At 55.6% G+C, this 18,574-nt stretch carries 17 protein-coding genes and 2 pseudogenes; 9 read left to right on the top strand and 10 right to left on the bottom strand.

Features of this window, described 5'->3' with window-relative positions; genetic code table 11:
• Nucleotide 1 precedes the first annotated feature (1 nt).
• From WBR25_RS16400 to WBR25_RS16385, 4 genes are read left to right on the top strand one after another with little or no spacing between them, the layout of a single operon-like run.
• Nucleotides 2-421 (top strand): GspH/FimT family pseudopilin, encoded by a 420-nt coding sequence (locus WBR25_RS16400; RefSeq protein ID WP_106842326.1) that lies wholly within the window; start codon nt 2-4, stop codon nt 419-421.
• Nucleotides 418-810 carry a type IV pilus modification PilV family protein gene (locus WBR25_RS16395; protein ID WP_120414906.1) on the top strand — a complete coding sequence of 131 codons (393 nt, stop codon included), beginning with the start codon at nt 418-420 and terminating at the stop codon, nt 808-810. Before WBR25_RS16400 ends, WBR25_RS16395 begins: the two co-directional genes overlap by 4 nt.
• On the top strand, nt 804-1,364 hold the full coding sequence (locus tag WBR25_RS16390) for a PilW family protein (RefSeq protein WP_064337178.1): 561 nt from the start codon (nt 804-806) through the stop codon (nt 1,362-1,364). Before WBR25_RS16395 ends, WBR25_RS16390 begins: the two co-directional genes overlap by 7 nt.
• A complete protein-coding gene (locus WBR25_RS16385) occupies nt 1,361-2,980 on the top strand; it encodes a DUF7305 domain-containing protein (protein WP_479748629.1) in 1,620 nt (539 codons plus the stop codon). The genes WBR25_RS16390 and WBR25_RS16385 overlap by 4 nt, the downstream gene beginning before the upstream one ends.
• Nucleotides 2,981-2,993: 13 nt before the next feature.
• On the opposite strand, the gene WBR25_RS16380 is transcribed toward WBR25_RS16385, so the two are convergent.
• The gene (locus tag WBR25_RS16380) at nt 2,994-3,227 is read right to left on the bottom strand and encodes a hypothetical protein (RefSeq protein WP_479749923.1); all 234 of its coding nucleotides are present in this window, start codon (nt 3,225-3,227) and stop codon (nt 2,994-2,996) included.
• Between WBR25_RS16380 and WBR25_RS16375 the strand changes: the two are divergent.
• Nucleotides 3,126-3,475: pseudogene (locus WBR25_RS16375) on the top strand (VOC family protein). The gene WBR25_RS16380 and the pseudogene WBR25_RS16375 overlap by 102 nt on opposite strands.
• A gap of 131 nt (nt 3,476-3,606) precedes the next feature.
• Here the strand turns inward: WBR25_RS16375 and WBR25_RS16370 are convergent.
• From WBR25_RS16370 to WBR25_RS16355, 4 genes and pseudogenes are all read right to left on the bottom strand, one after another.
• Entirely contained in the window at nt 3,607-5,085 is a 1,479-nt protein-coding gene (locus WBR25_RS16370) for a carboxypeptidase M32 (protein WP_479748627.1), read from the bottom strand.
• Between the two features lie 138 nt (nt 5,086-5,223).
• Complete coding sequence (smrA, locus tag WBR25_RS16365; RefSeq protein ID WP_005338734.1) at nt 5,224-5,805, bottom strand: DNA endonuclease SmrA; 582 nt, start codon at nt 5,803-5,805, stop codon at nt 5,224-5,226.
• Between the two features lie 187 nt (nt 5,806-5,992).
• Entirely contained in the window at nt 5,993-6,172 is a 180-nt protein-coding gene (locus WBR25_RS16360; protein ID WP_005338733.1) for a DUF3149 domain-containing protein, read from the bottom strand.
• A gap of 121 nt (nt 6,173-6,293) precedes the next feature.
• Nucleotides 6,294-7,195, bottom strand: a pseudogene (locus WBR25_RS16355) (TraB/GumN family protein).
• Between the two features lie 88 nt (nt 7,196-7,283).
• Between WBR25_RS16355 and WBR25_RS16350 the strand changes: the two are divergent.
• Complete coding sequence (locus WBR25_RS16350; RefSeq protein ID WP_021230350.1) at nt 7,284-7,616, top strand: DUF1904 family protein; 333 nt, start codon at nt 7,284-7,286, stop codon at nt 7,614-7,616.
• A 91-nt stretch (nt 7,617-7,707) separates the two neighbouring features.
• On the opposite strand, the gene WBR25_RS16345 is transcribed toward WBR25_RS16350, so the two are convergent.
• From WBR25_RS16345 to WBR25_RS16330, 4 genes are all read right to left on the bottom strand, one after another.
• Nucleotides 7,708-8,535 carry an SDR family oxidoreductase gene (locus WBR25_RS16345; RefSeq protein ID WP_021230349.1) on the bottom strand — a complete coding sequence of 276 codons (828 nt, stop codon included), beginning with the start codon at nt 8,533-8,535 and terminating at the stop codon, nt 7,708-7,710.
• A 141-nt stretch (nt 8,536-8,676) separates the two neighbouring features.
• Entirely contained in the window at nt 8,677-10,125 is a 1,449-nt protein-coding gene (locus WBR25_RS16340) for an OprD family outer membrane porin (RefSeq protein WP_005338723.1), read from the bottom strand.
• Nucleotides 10,126-10,624: 499 nt separating this feature from the next.
• A complete protein-coding gene (locus WBR25_RS16335) occupies nt 10,625-12,562 on the bottom strand; it encodes a methyl-accepting chemotaxis protein (RefSeq protein ID WP_479748625.1) in 1,938 nt (645 codons plus the stop codon).
• A gap of 105 nt (nt 12,563-12,667) precedes the next feature.
• A complete protein-coding gene (locus WBR25_RS16330; protein ID WP_479748623.1) occupies nt 12,668-13,552 on the bottom strand; it encodes a DMT family transporter in 885 nt (294 codons plus the stop codon).
• A gap of 388 nt (nt 13,553-13,940) precedes the next feature.
• Here WBR25_RS16330 and WBR25_RS16325 point away from each other — a divergent pair, with 388 nt between their 5' ends.
• Nucleotides 13,941-15,266: a tyrosine-type recombinase/integrase gene (locus tag WBR25_RS16325; protein WP_081396153.1), complete on the top strand. Its 1,326-nt coding sequence runs from the start codon at nt 13,941-13,943 to the stop codon at nt 15,264-15,266.
• 58 nt (nt 15,267-15,324) lie between these two features.
• Here WBR25_RS16325 and WBR25_RS16320 read toward each other — a convergent pair whose 3' ends face one another.
• Nucleotides 15,325-16,293 carry a hypothetical protein gene (locus WBR25_RS16320; protein WP_144713878.1) on the bottom strand — a complete coding sequence of 323 codons (969 nt, stop codon included), beginning with the start codon at nt 16,291-16,293 and terminating at the stop codon, nt 15,325-15,327.
• 296 nt (nt 16,294-16,589) lie between these two features.
• Here WBR25_RS16320 and WBR25_RS16315 point away from each other — a divergent pair, with 296 nt between their 5' ends.
• Both WBR25_RS16315 and WBR25_RS16310 read left to right on the top strand, forming a co-directional pair.
• Nucleotides 16,590-16,766, top strand: a complete 177-nt coding sequence (locus WBR25_RS16315) for a helix-turn-helix transcriptional regulator (RefSeq protein WP_076362302.1) — start codon at nt 16,590-16,592, stop codon at nt 16,764-16,766.
• Between the two features lie 496 nt (nt 16,767-17,262).
• Entirely contained in the window at nt 17,263-17,946 is a 684-nt protein-coding gene (locus tag WBR25_RS16310) for an inovirus Gp2 family protein (protein ID WP_100654395.1), read from the top strand.
• Nucleotides 17,947-18,574 lie beyond the last annotated feature (628 nt).

The raw sequence follows: 18,574 nt of genomic DNA, 5'->3' as shown, positions 1-18,574 counted from the left end.
GATGAACGTGCGCGGATTTACTCTGATTGAGTTGATGATCACGGTCGGTATAGCCGCCATCTTGCTATTGGTCGGGTTGCCCTCCATGAGTCAGCGCCTCGCGGCCGAACGGCTCGATCGCAGCGCGACCGAGCTCGCGTCTGCCTACCGTTTTGCCCGCAGCGAAGCGGTCAAGCTGACCCTGCCGGTGGTGCTGCAGGGCACCGATAACGGTGGCTGGGAGGTGATGGCTGACAGCAAGTTGCTGCGTCAGGCGGCAGCACCTGCTGGCGGAGTGGTGATCAAGCCGTTTGACCCCATCCAGATCGCGCCAACCGGCAGCAGCAGCCACGCCGAGATCATTCTGGCCAATCGCCTCGGTGAGCAGCGGGTGCTCTGCGTGGCCCCGAGCGGCCAGCTGCTGCAAGGGAGCTGCTCATGAGACACGCCGCACTTGCCCGCCAGCAGGGCTTCAATCTGGTGGAGATCATGGTTTCCATGGTGTTGGCGGTGATGGTGTTTCTCGGTCTCGCCAAGGGGCAGGTAGTCTCGTTGCAGCAGGCGCATTACAGCTTGCAGAGCACGCTGGCCACGATCGAGGCGAGCAACAGCGTGGAGCAGATCTGGAGCTCGCTGTGTGAAGTGCAGCGCAAGCCTGAGCGGTTCACCCAGGCTGATTTTCTTGCCCGCTTCACCCTGCACGAGGGCCACCGGCTGGTGCTGCCGAACCGTTATAGCGACAACTTTGTGGTCGCTATCGAGTGGCAGGATGAGCGGGTCTCCGGCGCCAAGCGAGTGGAGCTGAACGCAGGATTTCCGCCTTTATGCTGAGTGTCCCCTCACGGCAACGAGGCGTCAGTCTCGTCGAGCTGATGATCTCCATGGTGCTCGGTCTGATGCTGATGCTGGCGATTTTTGCCGGTTACGCCCCGATCAAGAGTACGGTCGAGCAGAGCAAGGCGCTGGAGCAGGCGAACGAAGTGCTGCGCTTTGCCACTCTCACCTTTACCAACAGCATCAAGCAGGCGGATCAGCTGATAGCGGTCACCCCTGATCGCCTGACGCTGGCCTTCAAGGTAGAGGGGGGCAATCAGGTGCTCTCCTGCCTTGGCAACCAGAAAACCGCCGATTTTACCGAGCAGTACCGCTTCACGCCGCCGGTACTCAGTTGCGATGACGGAGATGGCCCGCGCCTGTTGCTGGCCCATCTTCAGGATCTTGAATTCGGCCAGCAGGGTGCACTGGTCAATATCCGCATCTTGCCCGAAGGGCTGCCGAGCTATCTGGCACCGGGAGTAGAGGTGCAGGTGGCCCGTCGCAAGGCGGTCTGGGCAGCAGCGTTGGCCACATCCGGTGCCAACGCCACAGCAGGGGGAGCGGGATGAACAAGGGATTACAGGGGCAGCGAGGAGCCGTACTGCTGGTGGTACTGGTGGTGAGCCTGCTGTCGAGTCTGCTGGTGTTTACCAGCATTCAGGAGAACCAGTTGCAGACTCGCCTGAGCGGCAATTTTCACAAGAAGATCAATGCGCAGCTCAGTGCCGAGCAGGGGATGAACGAGAGTTATCGTGCCCTGCATCAGGCGCTTGGCGCCGAACCGCGGATAGAGTGGGAGCAACTGGTGCAGAAGGTGCCTGGCAAGGGGGAAGGGGCCATGGCGGGCAGCCGCTTTAGCATCGAACAGCTGGGTGCCTCCGCCGGCAGCAAGCTGGCGTTGCAGAGCCATGGCCGCTATCTGGAGGGGAATGCCAGCCTCAACGCCCTGTTTACCCTCAAGCGCGAGCCCGGCAATCTCATCTTTCAGGATTCGGTGGTGGCATGCGAAGGGCTAAGCCTCTCCGGTAGCGGTTTTATCGACAGCTACGACTCGCGCAAGGGCAAATATGGCGGCACCAACATTAACCAGAATGCCAAGGTGGCGACCGTCAGTGACAAGGCCAATGTAGTGCTCGACGGCAATTCGCCAATTTGGGGCGATGTACGGGCGACCGGCTCCGTGACCCTGAACGGATCTTCTCCCATCTCCGGCAACGTGAATGCCGGGAGCGACGTCATTATCTCCCCCTCTTCGGACAAGATTGTCCGGGTCTCCGGCAATGTGAAAGGGGGCGGCAGTTTGACCCTGAAAGGGGGGCGCATCGGTGGTCAGGTGGCGGTCAATGGCAATGTCTCCATGGACTGGGGTACCAGTATCGACAGCGACAAACTCAGTTATGGTGGTGCTGGCTTTTTTAAAGATCAGGCGAACCAGAAGTATCTGGATCCCGAGTATCGCAATGATCCCAAGCTGCCACCTGTGGCCGGGCAGGTGTGTGACCCGCTCAATGTGGCCGCGCTGCCCAAATCGTTCCCCCCTGCAACGCTGCCCATCAATGGCCCGCTGACGCTCGGGGCCACCCAGCAGATGGTGCTGACCACGGATCCCGCCACTGGCTCGGTCACCAGCAGCAACCAGCACAAGCCCGGGCTGCCGCTACCCGGCAAGGGGGAGCTGTTTGGCAAGGATCAGACCATTTATCAGCTCGACAGTCTCAATATGGGGGCCGATGCCACACTCACCATCAAGGGGGATGTGGTGCTGCTGATCGACAAGGATTTCACCATGACAGGCAGTAACCAGTTGACGGTGAGCGAGGGGAGCAGTCTGACCCTGATCGTCAGTGGCAAGGTTGATCTCGGGGCCGGTGCCGAGGTGACGGCAGTCAAGCAGGGGCTGACCGCTGGCGGTACGCCCGCTATCTCCATCTATTCCGCGTATAGCGGCAAGGATGGGGTCAAGCTGTCGGGCAATACGCCGCTCTATGCTGCTCTCTATGCCCCGCTGACCGAGATGAAGATCAGCGGAAGTGGCGGTCTGTACGGGGCGGTGCGGGCAAAACACTTGACCGAGAGTGGCGCGGGTGGTGTGCACTATGACGAGGCGCTGGGCATGGCAGATCTGGGGGACGAGCAGGGGCCGCCTCCGACGCTGGCACTGCGGCAGTGGCACTTTGTGCAGTGAGGCTGGCGAGCCGCTAAAAAGGTTCGAATGGGGCACGCAACTGTGAGAAGGTGGAGATCTGTCCACCCAGCAGTTCACTGTTGAGGAGGGCTCCATGCCAGGCCCCGCTCGCGCCGGTGCCCTGATCTATGCCAAGGATCCGGGCCTGCTGACCCACTTTTACCGTACATTGCTGCAGATGGTGGTCTGCAGTCAGGATGAGCAGTTGGTGGTGCTGGAAAACAGCGATATCCAGCTGCTGATCCATGCCATTCCAGAGCCCTATGCCGGGCAAGTCGTTATCAAGCGGCCGCCAGCACTGCGGGAAGAGGGGCCATCAAGCTGTTCTTCACCGTATCCAGCCTCGCCTGGGCGGAAGCGAAGGCGGCGGATCTCGGCGGCGGCCTGCTGCCACAGCAGTGGACAGGGCCTGGCTTTGTGGTGCGCAACGCCTTCGACCCGGAGGGCAATATCCTGCAACTGCGCGAGTTGCTGGGCTCCCCTGATCCTCTCTGAATTTTCTCTTTTTACAGCATGGTGGTGGCGTGCTGTGCCATGCACCGCCATAAAAATGAACCGCCATAAAAACGGGGCCCTGTAGTGGTCAACTAAAAAGGCCCCGTTCTGCTGTTAGCTTACTGCGCTCATTACTTCAGGTAGCGTTGTTCCAGATGCTGGCGCAGCCAGTGCGGGTTGAGCGCTTCACCGGTGGCACGGCGCACCAGCTCGTCGGTGCTGTGCAGGCTCCCCTGTGACCAGATGTTGCGTCCGAGCCAGCCGAAGATCTCCGGCAGGCGGCCCGCCGCGATCACCTCACCCATGCTGCCCAGCTCTTTTTCGAGGGCAAAACGCAGCTGGGCGGCATACATGGCGCCCAGGGTGTAGCTCGGGAAGTAGCCAAACGAGCCGTCGGTCCAGTGAATATCTTGCATGCAGCCATTGCGGTAGTTGCCCTTGGTGGAGAGCCCCAGCCACTGCTGCATCTTGGCATCCCACAGCTCGGGGATGTCGGCCACCTCGATCTTCCCTTCCACCAGATCGCGCTCCAGCTCGTAGCGCAGAATAACGTGGGCCGGATAGGTCACCTCGTCCGCATCGACCCGGATAAAGCCCGGCTCGACCCGGCTGTAGAGCTTGGTCAGATTGTCCGGCGCAAACGCCGCCTGTTCGCCGAAGTGGTGACGAATACGTGGCGCCAGCAGCGCGAGGAAGGATGGATGATGCCCCAGCTGCATTTCACAAAACAGGCTCTGGCTCTCGTGGATCGCCATGGAGCGCGCTTCGGCCACCGGCTGACCCAGCAGATGGCGCGGCAGCCCCTGCTCGTAACGGGCGTGACCGGTCTCGTGCACTATGCCCATCAGGCTGGAGACAAACTCCTGCTCGTTATAGCGGGTGGTGATCCGCACGTCGGTCGGCACGCCGCCGCAGAAGGGGTGGCTGCTCACATCGAGGCGGCCGTGGGCGAAATCAAAGCCGAGCAGTCCCATCACCTCCTGACCGAGCGCTTGCTGGGTCGGTATGGGGAAGGGGCCTTGCGGCAGCAGCAGGGCATCGCCCTTCTGCTGTTCACTCACGGTCTGGATAAGAGCCGGCAGCCAGCTGGCGAGATCGCCGAAGATCTGATCGAGCCGTGCGCTGGTCATGCCCGGCTCATAGAGGGCCAGCATGGCGTCGTAGGGGCGCACGTCAAGCGCATCGGACCGCAGTTGCGCTACTTCACGGGAGAGTTTCACCACCTCCTCGAGATTTGGGGCAAAACCGGCCCAGTCGTTGTTCTTGCGCTGGTTGCGCCAGGCGTGCTCGCACTTGCTGCCAGCGAGCGATAGCGCTTCGACCAGCTCACCGGGCAGCAGGCTGGCATCTTGCCACTGGCGCTTGATCTCGCCGAGGTTGGCCCGTTGCACTTCATCCAGCGGCTCGCTCTCGGCCTTGGCAATCCAGTCGCCCAGCTCGGGAGCGGTGCGCTTCTGGTGGATCAGCAGACCGAGTTCTGCCATCGCTTCGGCGCGGGCATCGTTGCCCCCTTCCGGCATCATGGCCGCCTGATCCCAGCCGCAGATGGCGGCGAGGTGGCTAAAGCGGTGGATCTGCTGCTGATGTTGTTCAAGCTTTTGATATGACATGGGATTGTCCTTGTTATCGTCCCTGATGGTATGCCGCCCCGTACCTGGCATGATCGGGGCCGTTCGATGCTAACACCGCCGCCGCATCGTTGACCACCATCATGCAGGTGGGCCAAAGGCGTAGTGGCGAGAGGCGGGTTAGCCGAGCCGCTTCTGGTGCCGCTCGCGGTTTTCCGCTTTTTTGCGTTCGCTTTTGCGCAGCAGCACATAGAGGGCACCGCTGCCGCCGTGGCGACGCTCGGCACTGTGGATCGCCATGACGGCGGGCAGTTGCGGCAACCAGGCGCTCACATAGCTTTTCAGCAGGGCACGCGGGGTGCTGCGCTCCCCCTTGCCGTGCAGGATCAGCAGGCAGCGGATATCCCGGACTTCACAATCCGCAATGAACTGCACCAGCGTCTGACGTGCCTCATTGAGGGTTTTCTGGTGCAAGTCCAGGCTGGCCTGCAGCTCGTATTTGCCGAGCCGCAGCTTCTTGTAGACCCCCTCCTGCACCCCATCACGCTTGAAGCCGACGATTTCGTGCGGATCGCGCATCTCGATGGCCTCCATGGTGAGGTGGTCGAGGGCGAGTTGCTCGGCGGTGGCAGCCTGACGGCGAGCGAGCTGCGCCTCGGTCGGGGCGGATTTGGCCGCATGGGGATGGATATTGTCGCTGCGAATGGGCCGCACGTCGGCCACTTCATTCATGAATAGCGAGAGTTCGTCGTTATGAGACACGGCAGGCTCCCCATAAAAAAAAGTGGGGGCCATTATAACGGCCGCAACCGGCACAGAAAACGGGGAAAGGGGGAGGGGATAAGGGGCGCCCGGCATGGACACTGGTGCTGCCTGGCCCGGGAAGCACAGTCGCGAACCATAAAACAGCACAGGCGGTCAGTGTGAGCTGCCGCCTGTGGTCAGAGGATTATTTTCCCTCTTTGGGCTGTTGAGAATGGGGTTGCTGTGAATGAGGCGGTTGCGAGTGCATCACCTTGTAGATGAAGTAGGCCGCGTAAGAGCTGATGAGCAAGAAGGTGCCGATAATCACCAGCATCGACATCAATCCCACGCTGTTGCCAAACATCAGGTCCAGCCAAAAATCCATTTTATTGCTCCTGTCACCCGGTTGATGACAGGTATGATAAATACCTCTTTGCCCCGTCCGGGATGATCCCGATCAACTCCCTTGCAGGTTGTTTAATAACCAGCGCGATCTGTGATCGTTCTCACTGGACTCCTTGCGACCGAGCCTGCACAGGACCCGGTGTGGTGAGCGGGGTAATGCGCCACCCCTGCTGCTCCAGCAACGCCAGCAACCCCTGTTCGCCGTAAAGGTGCAGGGCGCCTACCACGATAAAGCTCTCGTTGGGCAGGGTGGACCATTTTTTTAGCCAGTTATGGTTGCGCTCGGCCAGCAGGGTCTGCTCCATCCAGCTTTGTAGCGCGGGCGGGGCCATCTCCTCCTTGAGCAGATTGATGAGCGTCGCCTCATCCCCCTGCTGCCACGCCTTCATCACGGCGGCGAAACCACTCTCCAGCATCGGTAGCTCATCCAGGGTGCTGGCGAGCATCAGGGTCTGGTTGTCACCCACGCTGGCCAGATAACCGAGCTGCTCCAGCAGGGTTTCAAAACCCACTACCGGTTTGCCCTCTTTGGCGGCCCGGACGGCAAAGTGCTGGTCTATCCCGAGTTCACTCTTGAAGTCGGAGCGGGCATGGCGGCCTGGGTCAGGGTAATGGCGGCAAACCATGGGCGCAGGGTGGCGAGGGTCGCCTCGTCGATGCCATAGCGGGCGCCCGCCATCAGGGTGCGTTGATAGAGCTCGGCAGGCAGATGATCCTTGAGCGGTTTGCCATCCACCAGTCGGGTGAGGGAGCTGGTCTGTTGCCACTGATCCGGCGTGATGCTGTTCATGTCCACCTCCATCACCAGTGCGCGACTCTGCAGCCAGGCACGCTCCACCGGCTCGGGCAGAGGATAGAGGGCTGGTTTACCTGCATGGATGGAGCCCAGCAGCCAGTGTTGCTGGTTGCCCTTGCTCACCCGATAGAAGGCGGGATCGGCAAAGGCGTGCAGCGGTAGCAGCAGGCAGAGCAGGAAGGCAAAGAGGGTGCGATGAAATCTCATGGGAATCCTTAATATGCGCCTGGTGACTTCTCTTGCTGACAATAACTCCTATGATAAGTCCTCATTTCAGATAACCAAGAGGTTTGCCATGCCCCATCTTCGTTTTCGCGCCGTGGCGCTCGAGACCCTGCAACAGGTGAGCGGCCCGCTGCTGGCCGAGCTTTGCGAGTTGACCGGCGGCAAGCCGGAGTTTGTCACCATGGAGCGGGTGGAGAGCTGCTGGATCCGCAACGGCGAGCCAGAGGCGGGATTTCCGTTTGTCGAGTTGCACTGGTTCGAACGGCCGCAGGAGATGCAGGACGCTGCCGCGCGCCTTATCACGCGCCATTTGAAACGGGTGCTGGGGGAGCAGACCTATGTGGTGGTGCAGGTAGTCCCCTTGGTCAAGAGCGCCTACTATAGCAATGGCGAGCACTATTGAAGAGAGGGACAAACCAGGTTGGCGGGACGGGTGATGCCGCTACCCGGCTAACGCCACTTGGGCGGCAGGATGCTTGTCGCCCATCACGGGATCAGGCCGATTTGGCCAGCAGTTTATCGAGCCAGCGAGTGGGCAATACCCGTCGCAGGAAGGCAAACAGCCGGGTCGGCGTGGTCACCGGATAGCGCGCCTTGGGATGGGCGTGGGTCAGTGCATGGAGCAGTGGCGGGATGCAGGCGTCGCTTGGGAGGGTAAAGCTGCTGGTGGCCCCCTCTTTTTCCAGCCGTGTCAGGGTTTGGCGGTAGGCCGACTGATGACGGCTCTGGGCCGGATCGATGTGCCGCAAGAAGGCGCTGCGGGCATTGGCACGAAAACGGGTATCGATGGGGCCCGGTTCAATCAGGCTGATATGTACCCCGCTACCCGCCAGTTCGAGGCGCAGGGTGTCGCTATAACCTTCCAGCGCAAATTTGCTGGCGTTGTAGGCGCCGCGATACTTCATGGCAACCAGTCCCAGAACCGAGCTGTTCTGCACTATCCGTCCCTCTTTGGCCTCCAGCATCGGCGGCAGCACCTGACGGATCAGATGGTGCCAGCCAAACAGGTTGGTATTGAATTGTTCCCTGAGCGCCTCGGTGGGCAGATCTTCCAGCGCCCCGGGTTGGCCATAAGCGCCATTGTTGAACAGGCCATAGAGGCGCCCGCCCGCCAGATGGAGCGCCGCACTGGCACCCAGCTCGATGGAAGCAGGGTCCGCCAGATCCAGCTGTACCGCCAGCAATCCCTGTTGCTGCAAACGGGCCACATCTTCCGCCTTGCGTGCCGAGGCGATCACGGTAAAACCGTGCTGCCCCAGCGCCTGTGCGGCGGCGAGGCCAATACCGCTGGAACAACCGGTGATCAGAACAAAACGGGGCATGATGGCGTCCTTGTGACTGCTGACAAAAGCGTGTGGGCAGGTGAGCGGGTAAAATTCTTATCCGGCTCGCATGTTAGCTTGCCAACCGGCAAAAAGAAAACCGGGCCAAGTGGCCCGGTTTTCTGACATCGTATTGCCTGATTACATGAAGGTAAGCGGCATGATGATATGGAACTTGACGTCGTGCTCGGAGGCGAAGATGTTGGGGTAATCGGTCCAACCGCCGCCCTGGCTGATGTCGTTGTTGTAGTCGGTGTAGTGCAGTTTGAACAGGGTGCCTTTCAGCTTGCCATCCTGCACGGTATAGGTGACATCGAAGTTGGCTGCCCATTCGGTATCTTCACCGTTGGCTGCTTTCTTGCCTTGACCGGTTTCGATATCCCAACCGTAAGCACCGGATACACCGACGGACCAGCCAGGCGCACCAACCAGGTCATCCAGAGAACGGGTCACGCCGAAGAACAGCGCTTTCTCGTTGTTGGCGTTCCAGTCAGAGCGGGAGTCCCACCAAATTTCGTTGGCACCCTGGGAGTTGGCGTAGCCACGGGTCAGACGGGGCAGGTAGTTGCCTTCCGCACCTTCAGCCTTGGTCCACAGACCTTCCAGACGGAAGCCGTACGGGCCCATGCCCCAGGCAGCTGTCAGAGCTTGTTGCCATGCCAGACCGTCATAAGTCTCGATCTGGGAAGCGCCCTTGGTGTAGGTCTCGGTCTCGGAACCGTAGAACTGGTAGCTGGTGGAGAGGCCGCCCAGTACGTCAAACTTGTGAGCCAGTTTGAAGTGGTAGCTGTCCATGTAGCCTTCGGACTGACCGAAAGAACCGGTCACTGCAGTGCCATTTTCGAAGGTGTAACGGGCTGCGATACCGTGGATGTAGTCGATGACGTTTTCATCAGCGAACGGATCCATCCACGCTTTGGCACGGGAGAAGACCTGAGTCTCTTTGTACCAGGGGGCCTTGTACTCGTCAGCGATGGCGTAGGTCAGGTAGAGGCCACCGAAGTTACCTTCAACTTGACCACCACGATAGGTACCCGGCTGATAAGACCAGTTAACACCGATTTGGCCAGGGACATACAGCTGGGTATAACCACCCTTGGCAGTGATGCCGCCGTCCAGGAATTTCAGCTTCATCGCTGCGTTGGAGAGGCTGAAACCACCTTCAGGGGAGCCATCTTTGGCGTTGTTGCCCCAAGAACGGCCAGCGAAGGAGAATTCGTTTTCCTGGTTGACCGGGTGATTTTCGGTAACGGCCAGGTCATAGGCACCGAAGCCGCCCAGATCCAGACCTACGGTGTCCCAGGCATAACCGGAGTTGAAGTTGAGAGCGGCTTGAACGGTGGAATGGCTCAGGTTGGACTGGTATTTGCCTTCTTTCTTGGCTGCAGTCGGGTCACCATCGATGCGCTGACGATCACGCTGGAAGTAGAACAGACCGCCGGTCAGTTTGGAGTCTTTAACGAAGGTTTCATAGGACTGGCCGTATTCCGGGCTCATCATATCCTGAGCTGCCAACGCCATACCGGGGGCGACCAGAGCGGCTACCACAGCGGCACTCAAAGCGGCGCGCTTGAAGATCACTTTTTCCATTTTTATTGCTCCTGATTTTATGGACTTAGCTTTTTTCCGGCAGTTGGCATCGGCTCACCGCTCGGTATTGGCATTGCAATCAAAACCCCGAAGGGCAAAAAATCTTGTCTTGGCTACCTGCAAACCCGGATGTCTTGGCACATCTGTAGTTGGCAGTCCTGATCATCACATGTTGTTTTTTTATGTTCCGATTCTTGGCTATCGGACAACCTCAAGAGTACGTTCGCGGTGCGAAATATCAATGAAAAGTTCCCTCAACGTTTCAAAAGTATGACCGAGTGCAAATAATCATGGGCAAGGTCGTAAACAGCCTCATGGCAGGTATCACGGTGATGAGAGCGTTTTCTTGAGGCTGCGGGCAGCGCCAGTGCGGGTTTTCATCCGGTACGGGGGACGAGGTGTCAGTTAACCTGCCGATAACAGATAATTTTGTGCTACAAAAAAACTTTCCCTCTGGTCGAGGGAAAGTGATCTGGTGAGGATGCGGGGCGAATAGGGGTCAGCCTTGCTGGCCGAGGATGCGGGGGATCTGCTGCGCCTGATGGTGGATATGGGAGGAGACCTGCACCGAGAGCTGACTCACCTGACGGGCATGCTGATGGATACGGGCGATCAGATCGGCAAAACTGGCCAGCTTGTGTTCCTGACTTTTGGCGTTGTCGGCCCCCTGCAGGGCGATCACTGCGGTGTTGCGGGCGATCTCCCGCACTGCCTGGGTGGTCTGGCGCAGTTGTTCCGCCTGCGCCCGCTGGCGGCTTGATTCGCTGGTGATCCGGTTCAGTACAGTGCCAAGCTGTTCACCGGATTGGGTCAGACGTCCCAGAATATCGGTGATCTGGTTGAGGGATTGCTGGGTATTGGCCGAGAGGTGGCGCACTTCATCGGCAACCACGGCAAAACCGCGTCCCTGTTCCCCTGCGCGGGCCGCTTCGATGGCGGCGTTGAGGGCCAGCAAGTTGGTCTGCTGAGCGATATGACCGATCACATCGACAATGGCCGTCACATCGGCAACCGAGCGGGTGAGGGCTTGCAGCGCCTCATCGCTCTCGTCAATCGCCAGTCCGGTCTGATGAGTGGCATGCAGCATGCTCCCCACCAGATCTTCGCTCTGGCTCATCGCCTGTTCGTTATGGTGGGCATGCTGGGCGATGTCGGCGGCGACCTGATGGACCTCTCCGGCCAGCTGGTTCAGCTCATCCATCATCTGGCCGCTCTCGTCGACCACCTGTTCGGTGGTGCGGGTGCTGTGGTGGATCTCGTCAACCTGACTGACCATCCCTTGCAGACTGAGGGATACCGCTGACAGCTGCCCCTCTTTTTGTTGTTGGTCCAGTTGCAGGCGACCGATCAGCCGATTGTAGCTGGCAACAATATCGGCCAGCTCGTTGCGATCGCGCCCGGCAGGCAACGGCTCGGCCTGCCCCGTCTGATCGAGTTGCATAAAAGCTCCGCGCAGTCGCAACAAGGGGATGAGCAGCCAACGTCGTTGCACCAGCGCAAACAGCAGGGCGACTATCACCAGACAGAGCGCTAGCGTGCCGAGGATGGTGGCCAGCTCCTGATTGACGGCTTGCCGTTCGCGGGCAAGTTGTTCCCCCATCTGTCTGGTCGCTTGCAACATGGCCATGATGTCTTGCTGCACGGTCTGGCGGCCAGCCTGTTGCTGTTGTAGCGCCGTGCGGCTGTTGGCCAGCTCCTGCGGATAGCGGCCCAGCAGTGAGCGTAATTCGCTGCGCGGTTGATCTCCCAGCTCCTTGCGTACCGGCTCCCCCAGCGTGAACTCATCGGCGGGAGCCTCTTCATACAGGCCGAGCAGCGGCAAGGCTTGCAGCGCTTGGGCCTGTTTTTGCAGCGCCTCCAGCTCGAAGCGGATCCCTTCGAGCAACTTCTCATTGCCCTGCTCCATATAGCTTTGGCGCAAATGGGCGAGGCGCGGCAGGCCCGCCAGGATCTCGGCTGCGCCGCTGCGATATTGCTGTGCCGCGGCAGATTGTTCCGTGCTGGCGCCTTGCTCCCCATAGCGGATCAGCGCCATGGCCTGGCTGCCCAGCTCACTCTCGGCATTTTGTAGCAGCAGCTGGCTGTTGCCCGAGAGCTTGCCTGCGGCCTGATAGTCGTGTGCGATGCGCTGCGCCATCTGTTCGAGTTGCTGTCTGAGCGGGGCAGCCACGGCATCATCTTGAGCGGCCAGCGAGGAGAGCGCTTGCTGGCGGATCTTCTCCGCCGCGGTCAGTTGCTGTGGATCGCCGCTGTTGAGGTAGTCACGCAGACTGTTTTGCAGGGTCACTGTCACCAGTTGTTGCAGCGTCTCGTGCTGATGCTGGGCCTGATTGGTACGGGCAAGCTGCTGCCAGCCGTGGTAGAGGGCCAGCGCCTGTCCTCCCGCGACCAGTAACAAAACAAGGGAGGAGAGGGTGGCGTAATGGGCGATTTTCACGGGGTAATTCCTGTCAGCACAGACCATGGGGGAGCGTGGCCCGAGCCTAAACAGGGATGATGGCGTTTTTATGACAGCATGGTCAGGTGGCCCTATTTTACCGACTTAACTGGCTGGAGATGCCAGTGCTCTGTTGCGTTGGCCCAGCATACCGAGCAGGGCGCCGCCCATGATAAGTGCACCGGCCAGCAGATGGCTCGAGGTCAGCTCTTCTCCGTTCAATGCCACTAACAGCAAAGTACTCAGCAGCGGTGTCAGGTAGGCAAGGGCACCGATCCGGCGTGGATCGCCGTCTCGCAGTGCCAGATACCAGGTCACAAAGGCCGCCCCCATCGGGCCTAGCGCCAGCCCGATGATGAGGCTCCAGTCACTGGTGGGGATCTGCGCGAGCGGCAGGGGCCCCTCCAGCAGACGGGCAAGCAGCAGCGCCAGCAAACCTGCGGGCAGGCAGGCTGCCGCAGTGACCACGGCGGGGGCTGGCGGCAGACGGCGTGATAGCACCGAATAGGCCCCCCAGACGACAGCTGCACCGAGTGCCAACAGGTATCCCGGCAGATAGGCCTGCTGCAGTTGCAGCTCGCCGTTGACCATCACCAGCATGGAACCCGCCAGACCAAAGGCGCCAGCCAGCAGGTGACGGGCATGGAGTGGATGGCCGGGCAAAAACAGCGGGGTAAACAGAATGATGCAGAGCGGCCAGAGGTAGTTGATGAGGTTGGCCTCCAGCACCGGGGCATGGCGAAAGCTCATAAAGAGCAGCAGATGGTAGAGCAGCAATGCCGTAACCGTCACCAGCCAGGTAATCGGGCGAGCGCGCCATTGGCGCCAAAACGGCAAAGCCCCGACCCCGCAGAACAACAGCACCAGCCCGACCAGCACCAGTGGTGACAAGCTGGTGACCCGTGACGTCAGCGCCGCCAGCGAGGCCCACAGCACAATGGTCAGCAAGGCAAAACCGGTGGATCTATCCCACCAGGAACATCCGGACATCCAACACTCCTTTGCAAGATGAAACAGGGCTTGGCCTCAAAGACAAGCCAAATAGAAGCAGTCTATCAGAGAGATCGCATGCTCTGAACGCAGAAAGGAGAGGGTCATTACGGTTGGATGGTCGGATTCATTGTCGCCCAAGACGACCAAGGGGTTGGCACCATGATGATGCCAACCCCTTGTTTTGTATGGCGCTCCCGACTGGAGTCGAACCAGTGGCCTGTCCCTTAGGAGTCCAGAAATTATTAGTTTCATATAGAATCAGTTGGTTTTATATGAAATGTTTTTTTGATTAAAAACAGTTGTTTACATAAAATATCTGTACCAAGTGGTTTCATAAAGTCTCACTCCAATGCACTGCGCTGGAGGGGTACGGGGAGGGGTACGGATGGCGATAAGTAAAGACTTGGAGATCTCGTCACTCAAGCCAGTCGAAGGGGTTAAAGTGAAACGCTATGCGATTCAATCGAAGCATGGTGGTGGACTCAAAATAGAAATCCGTGAAAGTGGCCTCAAGCGTTTTGTATATCGCTTCAAGATTGGTGGTAGTGAAGGCGAATTGTTGCTGGGGAGTTATCCTGCCCTGACTCTGGCTAAAGCCAGAGAGGAGCATGGGAAAGCGGTGCTGCTTGTGAAGCGGGGCATTGATCCCACCAAGTTTGCGGCTCAAGAAAAGGCTAAAAATGAAACGGCCCTGACGATGGATGAGTTGCTTGGACGATGGCTCGATGCACAGCGTGTTGCTCAGGTCGTCAAACCCAAAACCCTCCAATGCCATCAGGATCGTTGGAATCGTCATCTCAAGAAGACTCTAGGCAACATTCGCTTAATCGATCTGACTCGTGCCCACTTGGCACAAGCGTTAGAGATAACCAGGCGTGCAACAAAAGATGAAACCCGTAAAGGGTTGGGAACGCTGAACCAGATGTTAGATTATGCAGTGGTTCACTGTCTGCTTGAGGCCAACCCTGCGAGACTGTTGCGCCCAAAAGATTTTGGTGCCAGTGCTGGCTCGCCAAGAGAGCGATGGTTGACCGTCCCCGAATTGCGCAGGTTATGGAAGGCGATAGATGAGGATCTTGGGAGTGGTGGTAGCTTGGCGGCCGGAGGGCGTGGTGTTTCTCGCCATGCAACGATTTCTATACCTGCTGCGAATGCGATTAAGTTATTAATACTGACCGGATGTCGTAGAGGTGAAGTCGCTAATATGCGTTTTTCACAGATAAAAGATGATATATGGACTATACCTGAAACCAAAAATGGTAGAGCTCATACTGTCTTTATTTCCCCTCAGGCGAAATCGGTCATTGAAGAGCAGGCGCAGTATGCCAATGGTGATTTAGTATTCGAATCTGATCGTCCAAAAACAGATGAAATCGAGCCAATTTTAGTTGATTCCATTACTCGGGCTCTAAGGCGATTCATCGCACGATGTTTACCTGATATGGACCCATTTACTGTCCATGATTTGCGGCGTAGTGCGGCTACTAACTGGGCTGAAAGGCTAGATGTTGAGGAAAGAGTTATTGAGCTTTGCTTGAATCACACCCCCATTAACAAACTTATTAGAACTTATCACCGTTCACGTCACACCGAGAAAACCCGACTTGTCTGGATTAATTGGGGGAGACTGGTAGCTGATGAGGTGATGCAAGATCCTGTTACTGAAGCAGCAGTTAATAACGTTGTGAAGGTGAGCTTTAATAGAAAGTAAATGTGGCTATGATGATTTTTAGTGATGGACTGAATGATTTAATCATTCAGTCCACTTTTTATATTGCGCACCGTTTTGCGTATGCCTCTCTAATCAACTCTTCTATGATGGTGTTTTTATTTTTCTGTTCCATTTGGCTTAGTTTGTCAAGAATATTACCTATATCTTTACTCATGTTAATGCTGTATTGTTTCTTTTCTATATTTTTATCACGATATACTTTTTGGCTCCATGCTTTCTTGATGTTGGAAACTAAAAGTTTATATCTATCAATATTAGTGATGCTTAATACATCTAAAAATGAAACAAGATCATCTTTTTGAGCTGATGTACCATTTAAAACTAATGGGACATAATCTATTTCTTTATGCTCAAGATATTTGTGTAGCCATGTTGTTTTTTCCTTGTTTTGTTTGTTAAGCCAAAACTTAACATCATCATTTTTCATTGCTGATTCAGCAGATTTGGATATAGCTCGTACTAATTTTTCCTTTTCTATTTTGTTGCAAGGTAGTCTGTTGATAAGTGCAGTTATATCCTGTGTGCTTATTTCAGTATTCCATTTTTTATTAGTGTGTGTGTGCGTTTTTATGTTTTCATCGAGTATTGATGGGCTCAATAAAAACACGCACTTATGTTCTAGTTGTTGGTCTTTTTTTTCTATGGATATACCTAAGTGACTCAAAAATCTCCATGTGAAGTAATGCAGTCTCGTATTTTTATTATCTAGCCAGTAATAATATTTTTCTGTAAGGCATCTTGTGTGAAATTCATCCAGTAAAGTGTCAATCCATTTTTCAAGTCCATTAGGTCGTTCATTTCTTACATTGTAATTATGCATAAAAGCAAAAGCACTAGCAGTATTGCAGGCATCTTTTAAATTCTTGATTAGTATATGGCGAGGTGGTGTATCTACAGCTTGAGCTTGATTGATTTGACCTGTTCTATACCAGAGGTAGTCCACAAAAACAGGGTCATCTAATTTCTTATAAACTTGCACATCCACACCATTATCATGAATTGCCATAATACCACCTCCCTTAATCTACATTGTAGTGTTTTGTGTTGATTTATAGTTGTGTTTAGTGTGTTATTTTTCATGGTATTTTTCAAGCTTTTATTGTTGCTTATGTTGGCGGGCTGACCTGTGAATGCATGGCTCAGGCTCTGCAATCTAACCTACTTAGTGGCATTGAAGCACTCTGGGATAACTAGTGATTGTTTCTTCTGCATAGCTAATCGGCTTAGGGGCAATGTGAGAAGCTATAAACGTAAATATTAACATTGTTGGTCCAGCTATGGAAAAATAGTCGGATCCAAAAAATGAAACTAATCAAACTCAAAGAAGTCACGGAAATGACGACGCTATCCAAAGCGACAATTTATCGTTTGATGAGCAAAGGGGAGTTCCCTGGTGTCGTTCGCTTAGGGCCTAGAGCGGTCGCTTGGATGCAGAGTGAAGTAATAGAATGGATTGATTCGAAGGCATCTGCTAGATAGGAGAGGGCAAGCTAAGTTCAGAGTAATTTTCTTGCTTTAATAACCGGTATTACTGGGGTTTTATTTAAAATAATTACGTATTCCCCGGTGATTTAGGAGGTCGCTAAGTTCGGTAATAGTAATATATACACCCAGGTGTATAACAAGGTAGAGGGTGTAGGAGATATATCGAGAGAGTGATACACCGTCAGAGTGTATCACAGAGTATACCAACGAGAACATGTGATATATACACGAAGTGTATACCAATCAGATATACATCGGGCTTGTACGTCAGATACAAGCCATTAGCCGTATACATCGGCATAGCGCAGCATATGCAAAGCACAGAGTGCTAAATGCAGGTTGGTATATCAACCTAGTGGTTTAATAAGAGAGCAAGGTATCAGTTGACCGTAAAGTTTTACGCAGCGGTCCTCATTAATGACGATGAGTACTGTCACCTGAGCATCTAACCAACTTGCATGGGTATTCCATGTAAATCATAGGGCCGTATATGAAATCAAATGGCGGGTATTGTTTAATAGGCAACGAGCTAGGCAACTTACGAGTTGTGGCTGAGGCCAAGTATGGTGAAATATCCTTTGAACAGTTGAAAACATCCGTGGAGGTGATCGCCAGCTTTTTGAATAAACATCCGCGAGTGTTTACTGTACGTGTTGATCTACGCTTTCCCCAGATACCAGTTATGGATGATCCGGACATGCCGACAGGCTTTCCACCGGAGGTAGAAGAGGAAAAGGTTATTACGCGCTTTATTGCTTCACTAAAAAGCCAGATACATGCGTTACGTCACCGTAAGGGTAAAACTGGTAAACGATTCTTCTTGGGTTATATCTGGGCAAAGGAGCAGGTAACAAGCCAGTACCCTCATTATCACGTGGTGCTACTATTTAACCGAGATGATTACGGTTATCTTGGTGACTACGCTAATTTTGATGCGGATAACATGGCTACGCGTATTCGTAAAGCTTGGTGCAGAGCATTGAGGCTTGCATACCCTGATTATGCGTCTTTGGTGCATTTCCCTCCTGACGCAGAGTATCGATTTGATCGCAGAGATGCAGATCTGCAGAATGAGAATTTTTATAAATTCTTGGTGAGGATCGGGTATTTATTTAAATTGCGTTCGAAAGTACGAGGTGAGCGTAATTTCGGGCATAGTGAACGGATAAGGTAATGTTCACTCTTAATTCACTGGCCCTAGTGGGGATGCTTGGACATTCAAATTCAATTCGGGAGTTTCTACTCCCGGATCTGTTAAGCTAATCCCTCATTTGTTATCGCATCAGTTGGAGTAACCCATGGCAGCCTATTCCCCTTCCTTCACCCATGACCCATGCCATGTTGAGTCGAGTTGCGGATATCGCTGAGTTGCTGCGGCTGTAGCGGTTTGCTCAGAGCTCTCAGGTTCTTATGTTGCGTCGAGAGAACCGGATCCGCACCATCCAAGCTTCGCTAGCTACTGAGCACAATACTCTGAGTGTTGAGCAGGTGACGGCAGTGATTGAGGGGAAGACGGTACTTGGGCTTCCACGGGAAATCCAAGAGGTCCGTAATGCGTTTGCGGCCTATGAGGCAATGCCTAATAGGGATCCAGCTTCAGCGGAAGATTTACTTGGTGCTCACGGACTACTGATGCGTGGACTCTGTGATGATGCGGGTCACTGGCGTAGGTATTTATCGAGGCGAGCAGTTAGTGCATATGGCTCCCCCTGCGAACCAGGTCCCTCGTCTGATGGGACAGCTATTGACTTGGCTGGCTGAGAACGAGGCTCATCCGCTGCCATATAAAGGGGTTTGGTCGG

It is taken from the genome of Aeromonas sp. MTB (genome assembly GCF_056632455.1).
Note: the sequence above shows the minus strand (reverse complement) of the source record. Positions and strands in the feature narration are given on the sequence as shown.

What these genes read in the sequence shown, in the direction of transcription:
- WBR25_RS16370 (WP_479748627.1), bottom strand. Translation starts at nt 5,085, where the DNA reads ATGTCATATCAAAAGCTTGAACAACATCAGCAGCAGATCCACCGCTTT.
- WBR25_RS16345 (WP_021230349.1), bottom strand. Translation starts at nt 8,535, where the DNA reads ATGCCCCGTTTTGTTCTGATCACCGGTTGTTCCAGCGGTATTGGCCTC.
- WBR25_RS16390 (WP_064337178.1), top strand. Translation starts at nt 804, where the DNA reads ATGCTGAGTGTCCCCTCACGGCAACGAGGCGTCAGTCTCGTCGAGCTG.
- WBR25_RS16330 (WP_479748623.1), bottom strand. Translation starts at nt 13,552, where the DNA reads ATGTCCGGATGTTCCTGGTGGGATAGATCCACCGGTTTTGCCTTGCTG.
- WBR25_RS16320 (WP_144713878.1), bottom strand. Translation starts at nt 16,293, where the DNA reads ATGGCAATTCATGATAATGGTGTGGATGTGCAAGTTTATAAGAAATTA.
- WBR25_RS16325 (WP_081396153.1), top strand. Translation starts at nt 13,941, where the DNA reads ATGGCGATAAGTAAAGACTTGGAGATCTCGTCACTCAAGCCAGTCGAA.
- WBR25_RS16380 (WP_479749923.1), bottom strand. Translation starts at nt 3,227, where the DNA reads ATGGATCAGCAGCTGGATATCGCTGTTTTCCAGCACCACCAACTGCTC.
- WBR25_RS16360 (WP_005338733.1), bottom strand. Translation starts at nt 6,172, where the DNA reads ATGGATTTTTGGCTGGACCTGATGTTTGGCAACAGCGTGGGATTGATG.
- WBR25_RS16310 (WP_100654395.1), top strand. Translation starts at nt 17,263, where the DNA reads ATGAAATCAAATGGCGGGTATTGTTTAATAGGCAACGAGCTAGGCAAC.
- WBR25_RS16385 (WP_479748629.1), top strand. Translation starts at nt 1,361, where the DNA reads ATGAACAAGGGATTACAGGGGCAGCGAGGAGCCGTACTGCTGGTGGTA.
- WBR25_RS16315 (WP_076362302.1), top strand. Translation starts at nt 16,590, where the DNA reads ATGAAACTAATCAAACTCAAAGAAGTCACGGAAATGACGACGCTATCC.
- WBR25_RS16400 (WP_106842326.1), top strand. Translation starts at nt 2, where the DNA reads ATGAACGTGCGCGGATTTACTCTGATTGAGTTGATGATCACGGTCGGT.
- WBR25_RS16395 (WP_120414906.1), top strand. Translation starts at nt 418, where the DNA reads ATGAGACACGCCGCACTTGCCCGCCAGCAGGGCTTCAATCTGGTGGAG.
- WBR25_RS16350 (WP_021230350.1), top strand. Translation starts at nt 7,284, where the DNA reads ATGCCCCATCTTCGTTTTCGCGCCGTGGCGCTCGAGACCCTGCAACAG.
- WBR25_RS16340 (WP_005338723.1), bottom strand. Translation starts at nt 10,125, where the DNA reads ATGGAAAAAGTGATCTTCAAGCGCGCCGCTTTGAGTGCCGCTGTGGTA.